Origin of the sequence: Streptomyces sp. HmicA12, assembly GCF_000373565.1 — a bacterium.
GTDB lineage: Bacteria > Actinomycetota > Actinomycetes > Streptomycetales > Streptomycetaceae > Streptomyces.
In genome coordinates this window covers 178,298-194,581 of the sequence record NZ_KB891797.1, presented here as the reverse complement: position 1 = coordinate 194,581, position 16,284 = coordinate 178,298, and the positions used below count along the sequence as shown (strand labels likewise).

The window sequence follows — 16,284 nt, the reverse complement described above, 5'->3', positions numbered from 1 at the left end:
CCTGAGGCATGCGCTGCGCGCAGCCTCCCCTGGGCGAGCGAAGCTCGCTTCAGGGGCGCGGGGAACTGCGCGAGCAACCACCTACGACCTGAAGCCGCGCACCAAGGGAACCCGGCAGACGGGAAGGGGCTACGAGTGGCCCAGATCGTCCGCGCCCTCGGCCACGGCCCCGACAGACCCCGCGTCAGCGGACGGCCGCAGCGGAAGCACGTCCACCACCGTCTCGTCGATCACCGGCGGCGCGGGACGAGGCGGCGTCGGCATGACGGCCGCCTCGGAGTGCCCCCCGCACCCGTACGACAGGGAGACGACCCGCCCGTCCGCCGGCGAGAACTCATTGGCGCAGACACCGAAGGCCTGCCCGAGGGAACCGCCGATCGGGCACAGGAACCCGCACGAGACACAGGTCGACGGCGCGGCCTGCGCCATCGGGGTCTTGGCGCCGTAGGTGTCCTCCCAGCGGTCGGCCGCGACGTGCAGCCCGTACCGGGACAGGACCCGGGCCCGGCGCAGGCCCAGCTCCTCCGCGACGGCCGCGATCGACCCGCGGGTGGGCACGATCGGCAGCTCGCCCACCGGCCCGGCGGAGACCTCCGCGTCCTCGGCCTCCACCAGCTCGGCCATCTCCGCGGAGACGGGTGAGTTCGGCGGCGGCGTGTCCTCGCCGGAGAAACCGGGCTCCAGACGCAGATCGTCGGACTCGGTGGGCAGGAGATCGCCCGGACCGAGGTCGCCGGGCCGCAGCCGCTCGCTCCACGGCACCCACTCGGGCGCGAGGAGGGCGTCGGACCCCGGCAGCAGCACGACCTCGTCGAGCGTGACGTACTTGGCGCGCGAGGCGCGGGCGACCGTGACGGCCCAGCGCCAGCCCCGGTAGCCGAACTCCTTGCACTCGAAGAGATGCGTGACGACGCGGTCGCCCTCGACGACCGTCTCGACATGCTCGCCGACCACCCCGGGGGCCGCGGCCTCCTCGGCGGCGGCCCGGGCGATGTCGACCGCCTCGGCGCACAGGCGGTCAGGGGTGCGGCTTCGCGTTGTCGCTGCGCTCACAGGTATCGCTTCTCTCCTACGCCGTCTCACGAGTGCGCCGTCGGGTGAGCGGGAGCGCGGACGGAGCGGACCGGAGGGCCGCGTCGACGTCCGCGCCCGACGTTCCGGGCGCACCTACGCCATCCATTCTGCGGGATGGCCGAGAGGCGCGCGGCCGAGAACAACCGCCGCGGGCGCGCTACGCACGCTACCTCCTTCCACGCCCTGCGCCCACACCGACGTACGAGCCGCGCCCACCTCCTGAGTCCACAGAAGCAGACCCGCATGCCCATATCGGCACTAGTACGCGCGTTCAAGGGGCACTATGACTGGGTGACTGCCGCAAGGTCGTCGTCCGGCTCGCCGTCGGGTTCGCCCGGTTCGTCGGGTTCAACGCGTACGTCGGGTGCGACGCGGTACGAATACAGCGGTTCGGGTCCGGTGCGCGGAGCCGTCCGCAAGGTCGGCCGTGCCCTGCACCTGCCGTTCACCGGCACGGCGCGCGGCATCCGGAAGGCCACACACGCGCACGGCGCGGGCGAGTCGGGCCTCGGCAAGCTGATCGAACTGCACGCGGTGAACGGCGCGGGCGACGTCATGATCACCATCGCCCTCGCGTCGACGGTGTTCTTCTCCGTGCCGACGGACGAGGCGCGCGGGCGCGTCGCGCTCTACCTGGCCATCACCATGGCCCCCTTCACCCTCCTGGCACCCGTCATCGGGCCGCTGCTCGACCGGCTGCCGCACGGGCGGCGGGCCGCGATGGCCGGTTCGATGCTGGCGCGGGCGCTGCTCGCGCTGGTCCTTTCGGGCGCGGTGGTCAGCGGCAGCCTGGAGCTGTATCCGGCGGCGCTCGGCGTGCTCGTCGCGTCGAAGGCGTACGGCGTGGTGCGCTCGGCGGTCGTGCCGCGCCTGCTGCCGACCGGGTTCTCCCTGGTGAAGGCCAACTCACGGGTCACGCTCGCGGGGCTCCTCGCCACCGGCGTGGCGGCGCCGATCGGGGCGGGGCTGCAGTCCGTCGGGCCGCGGTGGCCGCTGTTCGGGGCCTTCGTGCTCTACGTGTCGGGGATGTTCCTGTCGTTCTCGATGCCGCACAAGGTCGACTCCTCGAAGGGCGAGAGCAAGGCGCTGCTCGCCGCGGACGAGGAGCACGTGCACGGGCCCGGGAAGCGGCAGCGCAGGCCCGGCCTGCGCACGGTCGGGCCCGCCGTGACCCACGCCCTCGCGGCGAACGCCTCGCTGAAGTGCCTGTCCGGCTTCCTGATCTTCTTCCTCGCGTTCCTGCTGCGCGAGCATCCGATGACCGGGCAGAGCGCGGCCGTCTCGCTGGGCATCGTCGGAGTGGCGGCGGGGGCCGGGAACGCGCTGGGGACGGCGGTCGGGGCGTGGCTGAAGGCGCGGGCGCCCGAGGTCATCATCGTGGCCGTGGTGGCGGTGGTGCTCGCGGTCGCCATCACCTCGGCGGTGTTCTTCGGGGCGATCATGACGGCGTGTCTGGCCGCGGTCACCGGGTTCGCGCAGGCCCTGTCGAAGCTGTCGCTGGACGCGACGATCCAGCGGGACGTGCCGGAGGCGGTGCGGACGTCGGCGTTCGCCCGGTCGGAGACGATCCTGCAGGTGGCCTGGGTGGTGGGCGGGGCGATCGGGATCGCGCTGCCGCTGGTGGGTGCGCTGGGGCTCTCCGTCGCGGCCGCGATCGTGGCGGTGGGCTGGCTGTCCACGGTCCGGGGCCTCTTGGCCTCGGCCCGCCACAGCGGCCCGGCCCGGTCGACCCGGGTGGCCTAGGCGTCTGCCGAGTGCGGTTGCTCGCCCAGGGGAGGCTGCGCGGAGCGCATGCCTCAGGGGCGCGGGGCTGTGCCGGTCAGCGGCTCCGCCGCGGGGCGCGAGAAGCCCCACCGGGCCGCAGCCGCCGGCGAAACGACAGCCGCGCAGACGCAAAGGCGCCCAAAAACCCCGGGCACGCCGACACACGCCCCACTCTGAGCCGCGGCGGACCCGCCAGATAGCCTTCCGCCATGACCTCCCAGCGTTTCGCCGCGCGCCACCGCCGCGCCCTGGCCGCCGTCGGTGCCGTCGGCGCCGGACTGCTCGTCCTCTCCGCCTGCGACAAGCCGACCCCGCTGGCCACCGTCACGGTGGACCGCAGCACGGTGAACTCCGAGGCCACCTGCTACAACGACGGCAAGTCGCTCAAGGCCTCCTCCCTCCAGGGCTGCCTGAAGGACAAGGACGCCAAGTCGATCAAGGTCGACCCCGACGCGACGGTCCGCTTCGGCGTCGACCCCGAGGTCGCGGACAAGGGCTGGACGATCCTGATGAACGGTCAGCCGCTCACCGACGCCAGCAAGAAGACGTACCGCACCGTCCCGGGCAGCGTGTTCTTCAACCAGCAGTACGGCGCCACCGGGAAGTCCACCACGGTGACGATCCTGGAGGGCGGCAACTCCAAGGCGTACGGCCTGTGGTCGTTCAAGCTCGAGAAGGACTCCTGACGGACACCGGACCCGCCTCGCGCGTCCTCGTCGCCACCGCCGTCCCCGCCGAACGGGACGCGGTGGCACGCGGCGTGCACGACGACGACCCGGCGATCGACGTGATCGCCGTGGGCGTCGGCCCCGCGGCCGCCGCGGCCGGCACCGCCACCGCGCTGACCACCGCCGCGCTCGAAGGCCGCCCCTACACGCTCGTCGTCTCGGCGGGCATCGGCGGCGGCTTCACCGCACCGCCCGGCGCGGTCCTGATCGCCGACGCGATCACCGCGGCCGACCTCGGCGCCGAGACCCCCGAGGGCTTCGTGCCGGTCACCGAACTCGGCTTCGGCACCGTCACCCACCGTCCGCCGGCGTCCCTCGTACGAGACCTCGCCGCGGTCACCTCCGCCGGCGTCGGCACCGTGCTCACCGTCTCCACGGTGACCGGCACCGCCGACCGTGCCGCGCTGCTCGCCCAGTCGCACCCCGGCGCCGTCGCCGAGGCGATGGAGGGCTTCGGCGTCGCCGAGGCCGCCGCCGCGCACGGCGTGCCCGTGGCCGAGATACGCGCCGTCTCCAACGCCGTCGGGCCCCGCGACCGCGACGCCTGGCGCATCGGCGACGCGCTGGCCGCGCTCACCGACGCGTTCGGGAAGGCGGCACCCGTCCTGATGAGTTGGAGCAGTACATGACGACGACGGAAAACACAGCGGAGAACGCAGCCGAGGACGCAGCGGTCCGCATCGCCTTCTCGCCCTGCCCGAACGACACCTTCGTCTTCGACGCCTGGGCCCACGGCCGCGTCCCCGGCGCCCCCGCGCTCGACGTGACGTTCGCCGACATCGACATCACCAACGGGATCGCGGAGCGCCGCGAGGACACGTACGACGTCCTCAAGGTGAGTTACGCGGTCCTGCCGTACGTCCTCGACGACTACGCGCTGCTGCCGTGCGGCGGCGCGCTCGGCCGCGGCTGCGGGCCCCTCGTCCTGACCCGCGAGCCGGGCGTGGACCTCTCCGACAAGCGCGTCGCGGTGCCGAGCGAGACCTCGACCGCGTACCTGCTGTTCCGGCTGTGGGCGGCCGACACCGTCCCCGGTGGCGGGGTCGGCGAGATCGTCGTCATGCCGTTCCACGAGATCATGCCCGCCGTGCGCGACGGGAAGATCGACGCCGGACTCGTCATCCACGAGGCCCGCTTCACCTACCAGAACTACGGCCTGCACAAGCTCGCCGACATGGGCGAGCACTGGGAGGCCACGACGGGCCTGCCGATCCCGCTCGGCGCGATCATCGCGCGGCGCGACCTGGGCGCCGAGAAGCTGCGCGGCTACGCGGACGCGGTGCGCACCTCGGTCCGGGCGGCCTGGGACGAGCCCGAGGTCTCGCGGCCGTACGTCATGGCGCACGCGCAGGAGATGGACCCGTCCGTCGCCGACCAGCACATCGGCCTGTACGTGAACGAGTTCACCGCCGATCTCGGCGAGGACGGTTACGCGGCGATCCGCGGGCTGCTCACCCGGGCCGCCGCCGAGGGCCTGGTCCCGGCGCTGGCACCGGACGCGCTGACATTCCCGTAAGCGGGAATTGACCCACGATTCCGGCCGCCGAATGCACCATGCGGCGGGTCTTTTCCCGCCGTAGATTCGATGACGTACCCAGCGGAAACAGCACGCGGGACGTCACGGAAGAAGGTGCGGACATGAGCAGGATCGCCGTCGCGGGAGCCACCGGAACGGCCGGCGCGAAGATCGCCGCCCGGCTCACGGCGGCCGGCCACACCGTGGTGCCGGTCTCCCGCTCGGCCGGGGTCGACCTGCACACCGGCGAGGGCCTGAAGGAGGCGCTCGCCGGGGCGGACGCGGTGATCGACGCGGCGAACGCGTTCCCCTCCGACCCGGCGGCCGACGTCGTCGGGACCGTGGCCGGAGCCACCCGCCTGCTGCTCGACACGGCGCGCGAGCTGGGTGTCCCCCGGTTCGTCCTGGTCTCCATCTGCAACATCGAGAACCCGGTCTTCGACCAGAACCTGTACTACGTCGCCAAGCGCGAGCAGGAGAAGGCGGTGGCCGCGAGCGGGCTGCGGACCACGATCGTGAAGACCACGCAGTGGCACGAGTTCGCCACCAACCCGGCGGCCGTGGTCCTCGGCGACACCGAGGTCACCGTCGGGGACTGGCTGGTCCAGCCGGTCGCGGCGGACGCCGTCGCCGACGTCGTGGCCGCGCTCACCGTGGCCGCGGACGCGCCGGAGGTCGTCGAGCTGTCGGGGCCCGAGACGATCCGGCTGCCCGAGCTGACGCGGCGGCTGCTCGCCGCGCGGGGTGACGCGCGGCCCGTGCGGACCGTTCCCGCGGCGGTCCCCGCGCTGGCCGAAGGCGCGCAGCTGGCTCCCGCCGCGGCGCGGATCGTCGGGCCGACGATCGAGGAATGGCTGCGCGCGCGGACGAAGTAACGGATGCGGCGAACGGGCCGAACCGGTTACGGCGTCCGCCAGTGCGGGGCCGCCGGCACCGGCGGCCCCCAGGACGTCGGCGGGACGCGGACGATGCGGTCCAGGCGCCCCGCGAGCAGGTCGGTGTGGGCGAGCGCGAAGTCGCCGTTGGGCAGCGGCTGGTGCGGGAAGTGGGCGCCCATGACCCGGTCCGGCAGGAAGGCGCGCAGCGAGCGGCGCGGGCCGCCGCCGTGCGTGCCCCCGGGGTAGCCGACCTCCTCGCCCCAGCCGGGCCCTGCCTCGTCGGTGCCGAAGACCAGCAGGTGGTCGGTGACGACGGGTTCGCCGGGCGTCGGCGGGCCGCCGGTGTGGCAGTCGAGGGCGGCCGCGGTGAGCAGGTCCGGATCGTGCGGGCGATACCGGAGGAACAGGGGCGCCGCGCGGGCCGCCTCGGCGTTGTCGAAGCAGCACAGGGCCAGTACGTGGTCCGGGTACCGGGTCGCGTAGAAGTCGATGAGGTCCGGGTCGATCCGGGGGCGCTTGTGCCGCGGGACCTCGGCGAGCGCGGCCGGGATCGCGCGGGCGTCGGCGGCGAGCACGACCGTGTAGATGTCGTGGTCGAAGACCTCGGCGGGGGCGGTCCGGGTCTCGTCGCCGCCCATCCAGTCGATGCCGCCCATCAGCGCGAGGTCCTTCGGCCGGACCGCGTCGACCAGGACGTCCATCAGCTCCGGATGGTGCGCCGTGAAAAGAAAGCCGGCCCGCGTCATGCGGTGCGCGGGCAGGTGCAGCAGCATCGCGTTCGGGCCGTCGGAGCGGTTCTCCACGGTGTTGCGGTAGCCGAGGACGTGTGTGACGCCGTGCCGGGGATGCGTCACGCGCCCGACGTACAACGCCGTACCGGCGAAGTGCGCGGGCGCGCTCGACACACACATGGGGCGGGGCCCGTCAGACGTCCAGCTGGTCGGCGACCGCGCGCAGCAGGCCCGCGATCTTCGCGCCGGCCGCCTTGTCGGGGTAGCGGCCGCGCTCCAGCATCGGCGTGATGTTCTCCAGAAGCGTCGTCAGGTCCTGGACGATCGACGCCAGTTCGTCGGGCTTGCGGCGCTGGGCCGCGGCCACGGACGGGGTCGGGTCGAGGATCGTGACCGAGAGCGCCTGGTCGCCGCGCTGCCCTGCGACCACCCCGAACTCGACGCGCTGGCCGGGCTTGAGGGAGTCGACGCCGGCCGGAAGTACGGAGGAGTGCACGAAGACGTCGCCGCCGTCGTCGCGGGAGAGGAAGCCGAAGCCCTTCTCGCTGTTGAACCACTTGACCTTGCCGGTAGGCACCTGGAGTCCTCGTCCTCGTCACTGAAGAAAACGCTCTGGATAGCAGTGCAGCGGGTCGTGGTCCGACCCGCCGCGACCAACACTATGGGGCGCGGAGCCGGTGACAAGACGTTCTGTGGCCGTCCCGTGACCGTCCCGTGCCTGCCCGCTGTTTGTCCTTATGGGCTGGGAACTACCCTGGCGGGGTGCGTGACAAAACCCAAGCCAATTCCCGGGCGGCCGAGACCGGTCCGGGCGACGGACTCGTGAAAGCGGGCGGCATCGTCTTCGTCGTGGGGGCGGTCGCCACCCTCGTCACGGTGGCCCCGCTGTTCCTCCACACCGACCCGTTCCCGCCGGTCGCCTACGCGGTGTGCATGTTGATGGGCGTCGGCTTCCTGCTGGCGGCGGCGGGAGTGCTGCGCGGGATCGCCGTCCAGCGCCGTCAGGCGCGTTCGGCCACGTAGCCCGCGAGCCAGGACGGGAACTCGGTCAGGCCGGCGAGGATCACGTCGGCGCCCGCGGCACGCAGTTCGTCCGCGTCGCACGGGCCCGTGGTGACGCCGACCGACAGCGCCTGCGCGGTGCGTGCTCCGCGTACGTCACCGACATGATCGCCGACGTAGACGCTCGCGCCGTGCTCCTCCAGCGCCGCCCCCTTGCCCTCCGCCCACAGATCACCGACGACGACGTCCGCGTCGATGCCGAGGTGGGCCAGGTGCAGCTTCGCGTTGGGCTCGTACTTGGCGGTGACGACGACCACCCGGCCGCCCGCGGCGTGCACGGCGGCGACCGTCTCGCGGACGCCCGGCATCGGCAGCGTCGGCTCGATGGCGTATGTGGGATACATCTCACGGTAGAGGTCGGTCATGGCCGGGATCCGGTCGGCCGGGAACCAGTTGGCCATCTCGTCGGTCAGCGGCGGGCCGAGGCGCGAGACGACCAGGTCGACGTCGACGTACGCGCCGGTCTGCTCGGCCAGTGCCACCCAGGTCGCACGGATCCCGGGGCGCGAGTCGATCAGCGTCATGTCGAGGTCGAAGCCGACGACGGGGCCCGCGCCGGTTTCCGTGGCGGACGCGGGATCTGCGGGATCTGTGAGGGCAGCCATGAACGCCATTCTGCCCCGGCATACGATGAGCCTTCACAGCACATACTTAGCTAAGCCTTACCAAGCCCCGCCCCTGCCTCGGCCTCACCTCCTGGGAGAGCACGCTCATGCCCGTCAGACCCGGTGCCGTCGGTGCTGTCAGGGCAGGTGCGATCGTGGCGGCCGTCGTGGCCCTGGCGCTCGCGGTGCTGCTCAGCCTCGCGGTGGGCGCCCGCCCGATCGCGCCGTCCGCCGTCCTCGACGCCCTGCTGCACGGCGGGCACAGCGATGCCGCCGAGGTCGTACGGGGGCTGCGCGTGCCGCGCACCGTCGTCGGGATCATGGTCGGCGCGTCCCTCGCGCTGGCCGGGACCGTGCTCCAGGGCATCACCCGCAACCCCATCGCCGACCCCGGCATCCTCGGCATCAGCCAGGGCGCCTCGGTCGGTGTCGTGCTCGCCCTCGCGTACCTGGGCATCCACACGCTGACCGGGTACGTGTGGTTCGCGTTCGCCGGGGCCGGGATCGCGTCCGTCGCCGTGTACGCGATCGCCGCGAGCGGGCGGGGCGGGGCGACGCCCGTGAAGCTCGCGCTCGGCGGCGCCGCGATCAACGCGCTGCTGGTGTCGGTGACCACCGCCGTGCTGACCACCAAGGCGTCGGCGCTCGACGAGTTCCGGTTCTGGCAGGTCGGATCGCTGTCCGGCCGTGACGCCGATCTCATCGGCCAGACCTGGCCGTTCCTGCTGGTGGGCGTGGTCCTCGTGCTGTCCGTCGCCCGCGGGCTCGACGCGCTCGCGCTCGGCGAGGACGTGGCGAAGGGGCTCGGGCAGCGGGTGGCGACCGTACGGATCGTGGGCGGGCTCGGCGCGACCGTGCTGACCGGTGTGGGGGTCGCGGCCGCCGGGCCCATCGCCTTCATCGGGCTCGCCGTGCCGCACATCGCGCGCGCCGTGGTCGGCTCCGACCACCGCTGGCTGCTGCCGATGGCGGCGCTCGTGGGGCCCGTGATGCTGCTGGTCTCGGACACGGTGGGCCGGGTGATCTTCCCGCCCAGCGAGGTGCCGGCCGGGGTGATGACCGCGCTCATCGGGGTGCCGTTCCTCGTGACGCTGGTGCGCAGGAAGGCGGTACCGGCGTGAGCGGCATCGGCATACGTCCCGCCGGGTACGCCGTCGCCCGCGCCGGCCGCGCCCGGTTCCTGGTGCACCGGCGGGCGACCGTCGTCGCGGCGGTCTGCGCGGTGGCGCTGGCCGTGAGCTGTGTGGCGTACCTCTGTGTCGGGGAGCAGTTCATCGGCCCCGCCGAGGTCTTCAAGGTCCTCACCGGGCAGCCGTCGCCGGACGAGCTGGTCGTCGGCACCCTGCGCGAACCCCGCATGGTCGTCGGCCTGTTGGTGGGCGCGGCGTTCGGTGTGGCGGGCGCCCTGATCCAGACCGTCGCCCGCAACCCCCTCGCGAGCCCCGACATCATCGGCATCAGCCAGGGCGCGAGCGCGGTGACCGTGGCGGCCATGACCTTCGGCCTCACCTCGTACGCGTATCTGCCCTACGTCTCCGTGGGCGGCGGCGTGCTGGCCGCGGCCCTCGTCTACGTCTTCGCGTGGCGCGGCGGGCTGCACGCCACGCGCTTCGTGCTGATCGGCATCGGCTTCGCGATCGCCCTGCGGTCGGTGACGACCCTGTTCATGACCAAGGGCGACTATCTCGTCGCCCAGCAGGCGCAGATCTGGATGACGGGCTCCCTCAACGGGCGCGGCTGGGCGGAGGCGCAGCCGCTGGCCTGGAGCCTGCTGCTGCTCACGCCCTGCGTCGCGTGGGCCGCCCGCGCGCAGCGCACCGTCTCGCTGGACGACGACACGGCGACCGCGCTCGGGGTGCGGCTCGGGCGGGTACGGCTCGGGCTCGTCGCGCTGGGCGTGGTGCTCGCGTCGCTGGCCACGGGCGCGGCCGGGCCGGTCGACTTCGTGGCGCTGCTCGCGCCGCAGATCGCCCGCCGGGTGACGCGTACGGCACAGATCCCGCTGGTCACGTCGGCGCTGCTCGGCGCGCTGATCGTGGTGGTGGGGGACCTGCTGGCCCGGCGTCTGTTCTCGCCGACCGAACTGCCGGTGGGCGTGCTGACGGCCGCCGTCGGGGCGCCCTATCTGATCTGGCTGATCGTGCGTGGCCGGGCCGCTGTCCGCGCCAGTTCCGGAGGTACCTCATGAGCCGGCTCTCGGCCCGCGACCTGACGCTCGCCTACGACGACCGGGTCGTCGTGCGCGAGCTCGACCTGGCCGTGCCCGACGGGCAGGTCACCGTCATCGTCGGCCCCAACGCGTGCGGCAAGTCGACGACCCTGCGGGCGCTCGGGCGGCTGCTGAAGCCGGCCGGCGGGTCCGTCGTCCTCGACGGCAAGGCGCTCGCCGAGCTGCCCACCAAGAGGATCGCCCAGCAGATCGGGCTGCTGCCCCAGACGCCGGTCGCGCCCGAGGCGATCACCGTCGCCGATCTGGTCTCGCGCGGGCGGCAGCCGCATCAGCACTGGTGGCAGCAGTGGTCCGACGCGGACGAGCGGGCCGTCACGGAGGCGATGGAACGCACCGACGTCGCGGCCCTCGCGGACCGCGGCGTCGACGAACTCTCCGGGGGCCAGCGGCAGCGGGTCTGGATCGCGATGGCCCTCGCGCAGGAGACGGAGATCCTGCTCCTGGACGAGCCGACCACCTACCTGGACATCTCGCACCAGGTCGAAGTCCTGGACCTGGTACGCCAGTTGAACCACGACAAGGGGCGTACGGTCGCTGTCGTGCTGCACGATCTCAACCAGGCCGCACGGTACGCCGATCATCTGGTGGCGATGAAGGAGGGGCGGATCGTGGCGGAGGGGGAGCCGGGCAAGGTGGTCACGGCGGAGCTGGTGCGCGAGGTCTTCGGCCTGGAGTGCGTGGTGGTCCCCGACCCGGTCACGGGGTCCCCTCTGGTCGTCCCGGGTTCGCCTTGGCACGCCCCGGCGCCGTGATCGCCCTCGCCGGTCCGTCTGCCTGGCTCCTGCTTCACGGGCGGCTACGGACCGGTGGTCCTGCTTCGCGCAGTTCCCCGCGCCCCTGAAGGCATGCGCTCCGCGCAGCCTTCCCCTGGACGAGCTGAGCTCGTCCCAGGGGCGCGGGGAACTGCGCGACCAGCCACGACGAAACGAGCACCCGGCAACGCACCCACGCAAGGCAGCCCGACGACCCGAAAGGCACCACAGTGAACGCCTCCCTCAAGCGCCGCGGCACCCTCCTCACCACCCTCGCCCTCAGCACCGCCCTGACCCTGACGGCCTGCACCTCCGACGACTCGGGGAAGAAGGGCTCCGGCCCCACCACCGCGGGCACCACTCATACGGTGCGGACCGCGATGGGCGACGTAAAAGTGAAGAACGCACCGAAGCGCGTCGTCGTCCTGGACACCGCCGAGCTCGACTCCGCGATCACCCTCGGTGTGAAGCCGGTCGGCGCCACGCGCGCGGGCGCCGAGGACGCGTTCCTCTCGTACCTTCCGAAGGACAGGACCAGCGGCATCACCGAGGTCGGCGAGATCGCCAACCCCAGCCTGGAGAAGATCGCCGGGCTGAAGCCCGACCTGATCCTCGGCAGCAAGATCCGCGACGGGCAGCGCTACCAGCAGCTCAGCGCCATCGCCCCGACCGTGCTCACGGAGACGACCGGCTACCCGTGGAAGCAGAACTTCCTCGTGCACGCCGACGCCCTGGGCAAGAAGGCGCAGGCCAAGAAGGCCGTCAAGACGTACGAGACCCATGTCGCCGCCGTCACCGAGGCACTGGGAGGCAGAGCGAAGGCCGCGAGGACCGAGGTGAACGTCGTCCGGTTCGTGGAGGGCGCCGACATCCGGATCTACGGCAAGCAGAACTACATCGGCACGATCCTCGCCGACATCGGCCTCGGCCGGCCCGCGATCACCGACAAGGCCAAGGACGGATTCTCGTACGACGTCAGCCCCGAGCAGATCGACAAGGCGGACGCGGACGTCATCTACACGTCGACGTACGGGAGGCCGGGCCGGGCGAAGGTCACCGAGACCACCACGAGCGGCCTGTGGAAGAACCTGAAGGCCGTCAAGGACGGCAAGGTCTACCAGGTGGACGACGAACTGTGGATCCAGGGCATCGGCTACACGGCGGCGAACCAGATCCTCTCCGAGCTCCGGTCCGACCTGGCCCGGTAGGACCGATTCAGATCCGGGGGCGCTGCGACCGCCACAGCAGATACAGGGCCGAGGCGAACGCGGCGCACCGCAGCACCCACGGCCAGGTCTCCTGGAACGCGCCGCTCATCCGCCCGTCGGCGAGCGGCGCGCCCCATTTCCCTTCGCCGCGCCCCCACAGCCAGACGATGCCGCCCACGACGGCCAGAGCGGGCAGGCCGAACACCGCGAACTTCTTCTGCAGGACGGTCAGCCGGCGGGAGAGGTAGACGACGGCCCAACCGACCAGCAGGACCAGGATGTTGCCGAGGACCGCGCCGACGACGAGGGCCGCGGCGGCCAGCAGGAGCAGGGGGTTGGTCCAGCCTCCGGCCGGGGCCATACGGGGCACGGTCCGGCGGCGCCGGAAGGCGCGCGGCTCCTCGACCGCCTCCTCGTCCTGCGCCTCGGCCTCGTCGGCCTCCTCGTCGTCCTCCACCGCCTCCGGCTCCGGGCGCTTGCGCAGGTCCGGGCCGTCGGGGCGGCGCCTCGGCGGCTTGAGTATGTCCGGGATCTCCACCCCGCCCGTGAACCCCGGCACGCTGTCCGTGTCGGTGAGCGACAGCCCGGCCCCCGGGGCGCCGTCACCGATCCGCCACCAGTCCGTGTCGCCGCCCGGCACGCCGAGTTCGTCGGTGCCGGCCAGGTGCGGCGGCGACGGTGCGTCGGCCGGCTGCTCCGGGGCGGGCTCGCGGCGCGGGCGCGGCACCCTGCGGCGCAGCCCGCCGCTCCGCTCGTCCTTGGTGGAGCGCTGCTCGGGCAGCGGGCGGATGAGGGGCGCCGCCGGGTCGGCCGCGGCGGACCCGCCCTCCTGGGCGCCGCTGACGATCCGGTCCGGCGTGCCGAGGCGGTCGAGGATGCGGCGCACGGCGGCCGGGCTGTCGACGGTCGTCCTCGCTCTGCGCCGGTCGATCTCCCCGCGCAACTCCGTGACCAGGCGCATTCGTGTCGCGGACGGCAGCTGGCGCTGCTGGGCCAGGTCCCCGACCCGGCTCAGATAGTCGAAGACGAGCTGATCACTCTCGATCCCCACGAAGTCCCCTCCGGGGTGCAGCAGTTGGCATCCGACCGTATCGCGAATGGTGCGGCCCGGCGTGTTCCGGGCCACGGGGCCGCGACCCGGACCCCGCTCCTCCCTCACCGGAGGGGCTTGATATGGCCACCCGCTACCGTGGGACAGATGAGCCCCAACGAGCAGACACCGGCGGCACCCCGCTCCCTCGCGGAAGCGCTGCGCGCCCGGGACGACGTGTCCCTGGCCCGTCTCCTGCGCGCCCGCCCCGACCTGCTCAATCCGGTGCCGAACGACCTCACCCAGCTCGCCACCCGGGCCGGCACCCGCGCCTCGGTGATCCGCGCACTGGACCGCCTGGACCGCTTCACGCAGCAGGTGGCGCAGGCGCTGGCGGTCGCCCCCGACCCGACGACGTACGGGACGCTGAAGAGCCTGCTGCCGGGCCCCGACACGACGCACGCGCTGCCGCGTGCCGTGGCCACCCTGCGCGAGCAGGCCCTCGCCTGGGGCGGCGACGACCAGCTGCGCCTCGTACGCACGGCCCGCGAGCTGCTCGTGCCCGCGCCGCAGCATCCGTCGCCCACCGGCCTCGGCCCGACCGTCGCCGAGGCCACCTCCGGCATGTCGCCGGGCCGCATCCAGGAGATCGTGGCGGCGGCGGGCCTGCCGTCCACCCACGACCCGGTGTCCGCGGTCTCCGCGCTGACGGCCCTGTTCACGGACCCGCACCGGATGTCGGCGCTGCTCGACGAGGCCCCGGCCGAGTCCATCGAGGTGCTGAACCGGCTGTTGTGGGGACCGCCGTACGGGCAGGTGACGGCCCGGCCCGCGGCCCATCTGCGCTGGCTGCTCGACCGCGCGCTGCTGGTGCCGACGAATCCGGGCACGGTCGTGCTGCCCCGGGAGGCCGCGCTGCACCTGCGCGGCGGCCGGGCGCACCGCGCGCTGGAGCCGCTGGCGCCCGCCGTCGAGGAGAAGGCGGCGCACCGTCCACAGGTTGTGGACGCGACGGCGGCGGCGCAGGCGTACACCGCGCTCGACACCGTCGAGGAACTGCTGAAGGACTGGGACGAGGGCGGGCCCGCCGTCCTGCGCGCGGGCGGCCTGAGCGTGCGCGACCTCAAGCGCACCGCCACCGCCCTCGACACCACCGAGCAGACGGCCGCCTTCTGGGTCGAACTCGCCTACGCCGCCGGTCTGATCGCGTCGGACGGCGAGGCCGACGAGCGGTACGCGGCGACCCCCGAGTACGACGCGTGGCTGGAGCGTCCCCCGGCCGAGCGGTGGACCCGCCTGGCCACGGCGTGGCTGTCGGCGACGCGGACGTCCGGCCTGGTGGGCGGGCGGGACGGCAAGGACCGCACGCTGTCCGCCCTCGGCCCGCACCTGGACCGCTCGGCGGCGCCCGAGGTGCGCCACCGGGTGCTGGCCCTGCTCGGCACCCTGCCGGAGGGCGCCGCGCCCGCCCCGGAGTCGCTGACGGCCCGCCTCACCTGGGAGCGGCCCTCCCCCGCCTCCCTCGACCTGCGCACGCGCCTGACCCGATGGACGCTCGCCGAGGCCGAGTTGATCGGGTTGACCGGCCGCGGGGCGCTGTCCGCGCACGGCCGGGCGCTGCTGCCCGTACACGAAGAGCCCGGTGAGCCCGGAGAGCCCGGAGGGACCGCCCTGGAGGCGTCGGCCACCGCGGCCCGCGCCGAGAAGCTGCTCGCCCCGCTGCTGCCGGAACCGCTCGACCACGTACTCCTCCAGGCCGACCTGACGGCGGTCGCCCCCGGACCGCTGGTGCGCCCGCTCGCCGAGGCGCTCGCCGTCCTCGCCGACGTGGAGTCGAGAGGCGGCGCGACGGTCTACCGCTTCACGCCCGGCTCGGTGCGCCGCGCGCTCGACTCCGGGCGGACCGCCTCCGACCTGCACACCTTCCTGGGCGCCCACTCCCGCACGCCCGTCCCCCAGCCCCTCGCGTACCTCATCGACGACGTGGCCCGGCGCCACGGGCATCTGCGGATCGGCGCGGCCTCCGCGTACGTGCGCTGCGACGACGACGCCGTGCTCGGCGAGATCCTCGCCGACAAGCGGGCCGCCGGTCTGCGCCTGCGCCGCCTGGCGCCCACCGTCCTCGCCGCCCAGGCCGACCCCGGCACGCTCCTCGAAGGGCTGCGCGCGATGGGCTTCGCCCCGGCCGCCGAGACCCCCGAGGGCGATGTCCTGATCGCCCGCGCGCACGCCCACCGCACCCCGCCGCGCACGGCCCCCGAGCCGGTGCCCGACGGCCCCCCGCTGCCCGACGGCACACTCCTCGACGCCGCGATCCGGGCCATCAGAGCGGGCGACACGGCGGCCACGACCCCGCGCAAGCAGGCCCCGGCGGCCAACGGCGAGCTGCCCCGCACCACCCCCGCGGACACCCTCGCCACGATGCAGGCCGCGGTGATGACGGGCGACACCCTGTGGATCGGCTACGTCAACGCGGAGGGCTCCGCCAGCCAGCGGGTCATCGCGCCGATCCGGGTCGAGGGCGGGTTCGTCACGGCGTACGACCACACGGCGGACGAGGTCCGGACGTATCCGCTGCACCGGGTGACGGGGGTGGCGGAGCTGGCGCCCGACGCGGGGTGACCCCGTTCGCGCCCGGGGCAGCCGACCGAACACCCGCACGGCACCCCATGAGGCACACTGGACGTTTGGCCACACCGGGCCAGG

The 16,284-nt window shown here is 73.4% G+C and carries 16 protein-coding genes; 11 read left to right on the top strand and 5 right to left on the bottom strand.

Annotated elements, in window-relative coordinates; translation table 11 throughout:
* Positions 1 to 129: 129 nt before the first annotated feature.
* Entirely contained in the window at positions 130 to 1,053 is a 924-nt protein-coding gene (locus B072_RS0101005; protein WP_018528065.1) for a DUF3027 domain-containing protein, read from the bottom strand.
* Positions 1,054 to 1,473: 420 nt separating this feature from the next.
* On the opposite strand from B072_RS0101005, the gene B072_RS0101000 reads away from it, so the two are divergent.
* From B072_RS0101000 to B072_RS0100980, 5 genes are all read left to right on the top strand, one after another.
* Entirely contained in the window at positions 1,474 to 2,817 is a 1,344-nt protein-coding gene (locus B072_RS0101000) for an MFS transporter (RefSeq protein ID WP_018528064.1), read from the top strand.
* Positions 2,818 to 3,047: 230 nt separating this feature from the next.
* Positions 3,048 to 3,524 carry a hypothetical protein gene (locus B072_RS0100995; RefSeq protein ID WP_018528063.1) on the top strand — a complete coding sequence of 159 codons (477 nt, stop codon included), beginning with the start codon at positions 3,048 to 3,050 and terminating at the stop codon, positions 3,522 to 3,524.
* On the top strand, positions 3,494 to 4,195 hold the full coding sequence (locus B072_RS0100990; protein WP_018528062.1) for a futalosine hydrolase: 702 nt from the start codon (positions 3,494 to 3,496) through the stop codon (positions 4,193 to 4,195). Before B072_RS0100995 ends, B072_RS0100990 begins: the two co-directional genes overlap by 31 nt.
* A complete protein-coding gene (locus tag B072_RS0100985; protein WP_018528061.1) occupies positions 4,192 to 5,082 on the top strand; it encodes a 1,4-dihydroxy-6-naphthoate synthase in 891 nt (296 codons plus the stop codon). The genes B072_RS0100990 and B072_RS0100985 overlap by 4 nt, the downstream gene beginning before the upstream one ends.
* A gap of 122 nt (positions 5,083 to 5,204) precedes the next feature.
* Positions 5,205 to 5,957 carry an SDR family oxidoreductase gene (locus tag B072_RS0100980; RefSeq protein WP_018528060.1) on the top strand — a complete coding sequence of 251 codons (753 nt, stop codon included), beginning with the start codon at positions 5,205 to 5,207 and terminating at the stop codon, positions 5,955 to 5,957.
* 26 nt (positions 5,958 to 5,983) lie between these two features.
* Here the strand turns inward: B072_RS0100980 and B072_RS0100975 are convergent, their stop codons facing one another.
* Complete coding sequence (locus tag B072_RS0100975) at positions 5,984 to 6,814, bottom strand: hypothetical protein (protein WP_234018773.1); 831 nt, start codon at positions 6,812 to 6,814, stop codon at positions 5,984 to 5,986.
* Positions 6,815 to 6,884: 70 nt separating this feature from the next.
* A complete protein-coding gene (locus B072_RS49735) occupies positions 6,885 to 7,268 on the bottom strand; it encodes a cold-shock protein (RefSeq protein ID WP_018528058.1) in 384 nt (127 codons plus the stop codon).
* Between the two features lie 185 nt (positions 7,269 to 7,453).
* Here B072_RS49735 and B072_RS0100965 point away from each other — a divergent pair, with 185 nt between their 5' ends.
* Positions 7,454 to 7,714 carry a hypothetical protein gene (locus B072_RS0100965; RefSeq protein WP_026245335.1) on the top strand — a complete coding sequence of 87 codons (261 nt, stop codon included), beginning with the start codon at positions 7,454 to 7,456 and terminating at the stop codon, positions 7,712 to 7,714.
* Here the strand turns inward: B072_RS0100965 and B072_RS0100960 are convergent.
* On the bottom strand, positions 7,693 to 8,358 hold the full coding sequence (locus B072_RS0100960) for an HAD family hydrolase (RefSeq protein ID WP_026245334.1): 666 nt from the start codon (positions 8,356 to 8,358) through the stop codon (positions 7,693 to 7,695). The genes B072_RS0100965 and B072_RS0100960 overlap by 22 nt on opposite strands.
* Before the next feature lie 107 nt (positions 8,359 to 8,465).
* Here B072_RS0100960 and B072_RS0100955 point away from each other — a divergent pair, with 107 nt between their 5' ends.
* From B072_RS0100955 to B072_RS0100940, 4 genes are all read left to right on the top strand, one after another.
* Entirely contained in the window at positions 8,466 to 9,479 is a 1,014-nt protein-coding gene (locus tag B072_RS0100955; RefSeq protein WP_026245333.1) for a FecCD family ABC transporter permease, read from the top strand.
* Positions 9,476 to 10,546: a FecCD family ABC transporter permease gene (locus tag B072_RS0100950; RefSeq protein WP_018528054.1), complete on the top strand. Its 1,071-nt coding sequence runs from the start codon at positions 9,476 to 9,478 to the stop codon at positions 10,544 to 10,546. The genes B072_RS0100955 and B072_RS0100950 overlap by 4 nt, the downstream gene beginning before the upstream one ends.
* Complete coding sequence (locus tag B072_RS0100945; protein WP_018528053.1) at positions 10,543 to 11,340, top strand: ABC transporter ATP-binding protein; 798 nt, start codon at positions 10,543 to 10,545, stop codon at positions 11,338 to 11,340. The genes B072_RS0100950 and B072_RS0100945 overlap by 4 nt, the downstream gene beginning before the upstream one ends.
* 230 nt (positions 11,341 to 11,570) lie before the next feature.
* On the top strand, positions 11,571 to 12,548 hold the full coding sequence (locus B072_RS0100940) for an ABC transporter substrate-binding protein (RefSeq protein ID WP_018528052.1): 978 nt from the start codon (positions 11,571 to 11,573) through the stop codon (positions 12,546 to 12,548).
* A gap of 7 nt (positions 12,549 to 12,555) precedes the next feature.
* On the opposite strand, the gene B072_RS0100935 is transcribed toward B072_RS0100940, so the two are convergent.
* A complete protein-coding gene (locus tag B072_RS0100935) occupies positions 12,556 to 13,599 on the bottom strand; it encodes a hypothetical protein (RefSeq protein ID WP_026245332.1) in 1,044 nt (347 codons plus the stop codon).
* 147 nt (positions 13,600 to 13,746) lie between these two features.
* On the opposite strand from B072_RS0100935, the gene B072_RS0100930 reads away from it, so the two are divergent.
* Positions 13,747 to 16,200 (top strand): helicase-associated domain-containing protein, encoded by a 2,454-nt coding sequence (locus B072_RS0100930; RefSeq protein WP_018528050.1) that lies wholly within the window; start codon positions 13,747 to 13,749, stop codon positions 16,198 to 16,200.
* The last annotated feature ends 84 nt before the right edge of the window (positions 16,201 to 16,284 follow it).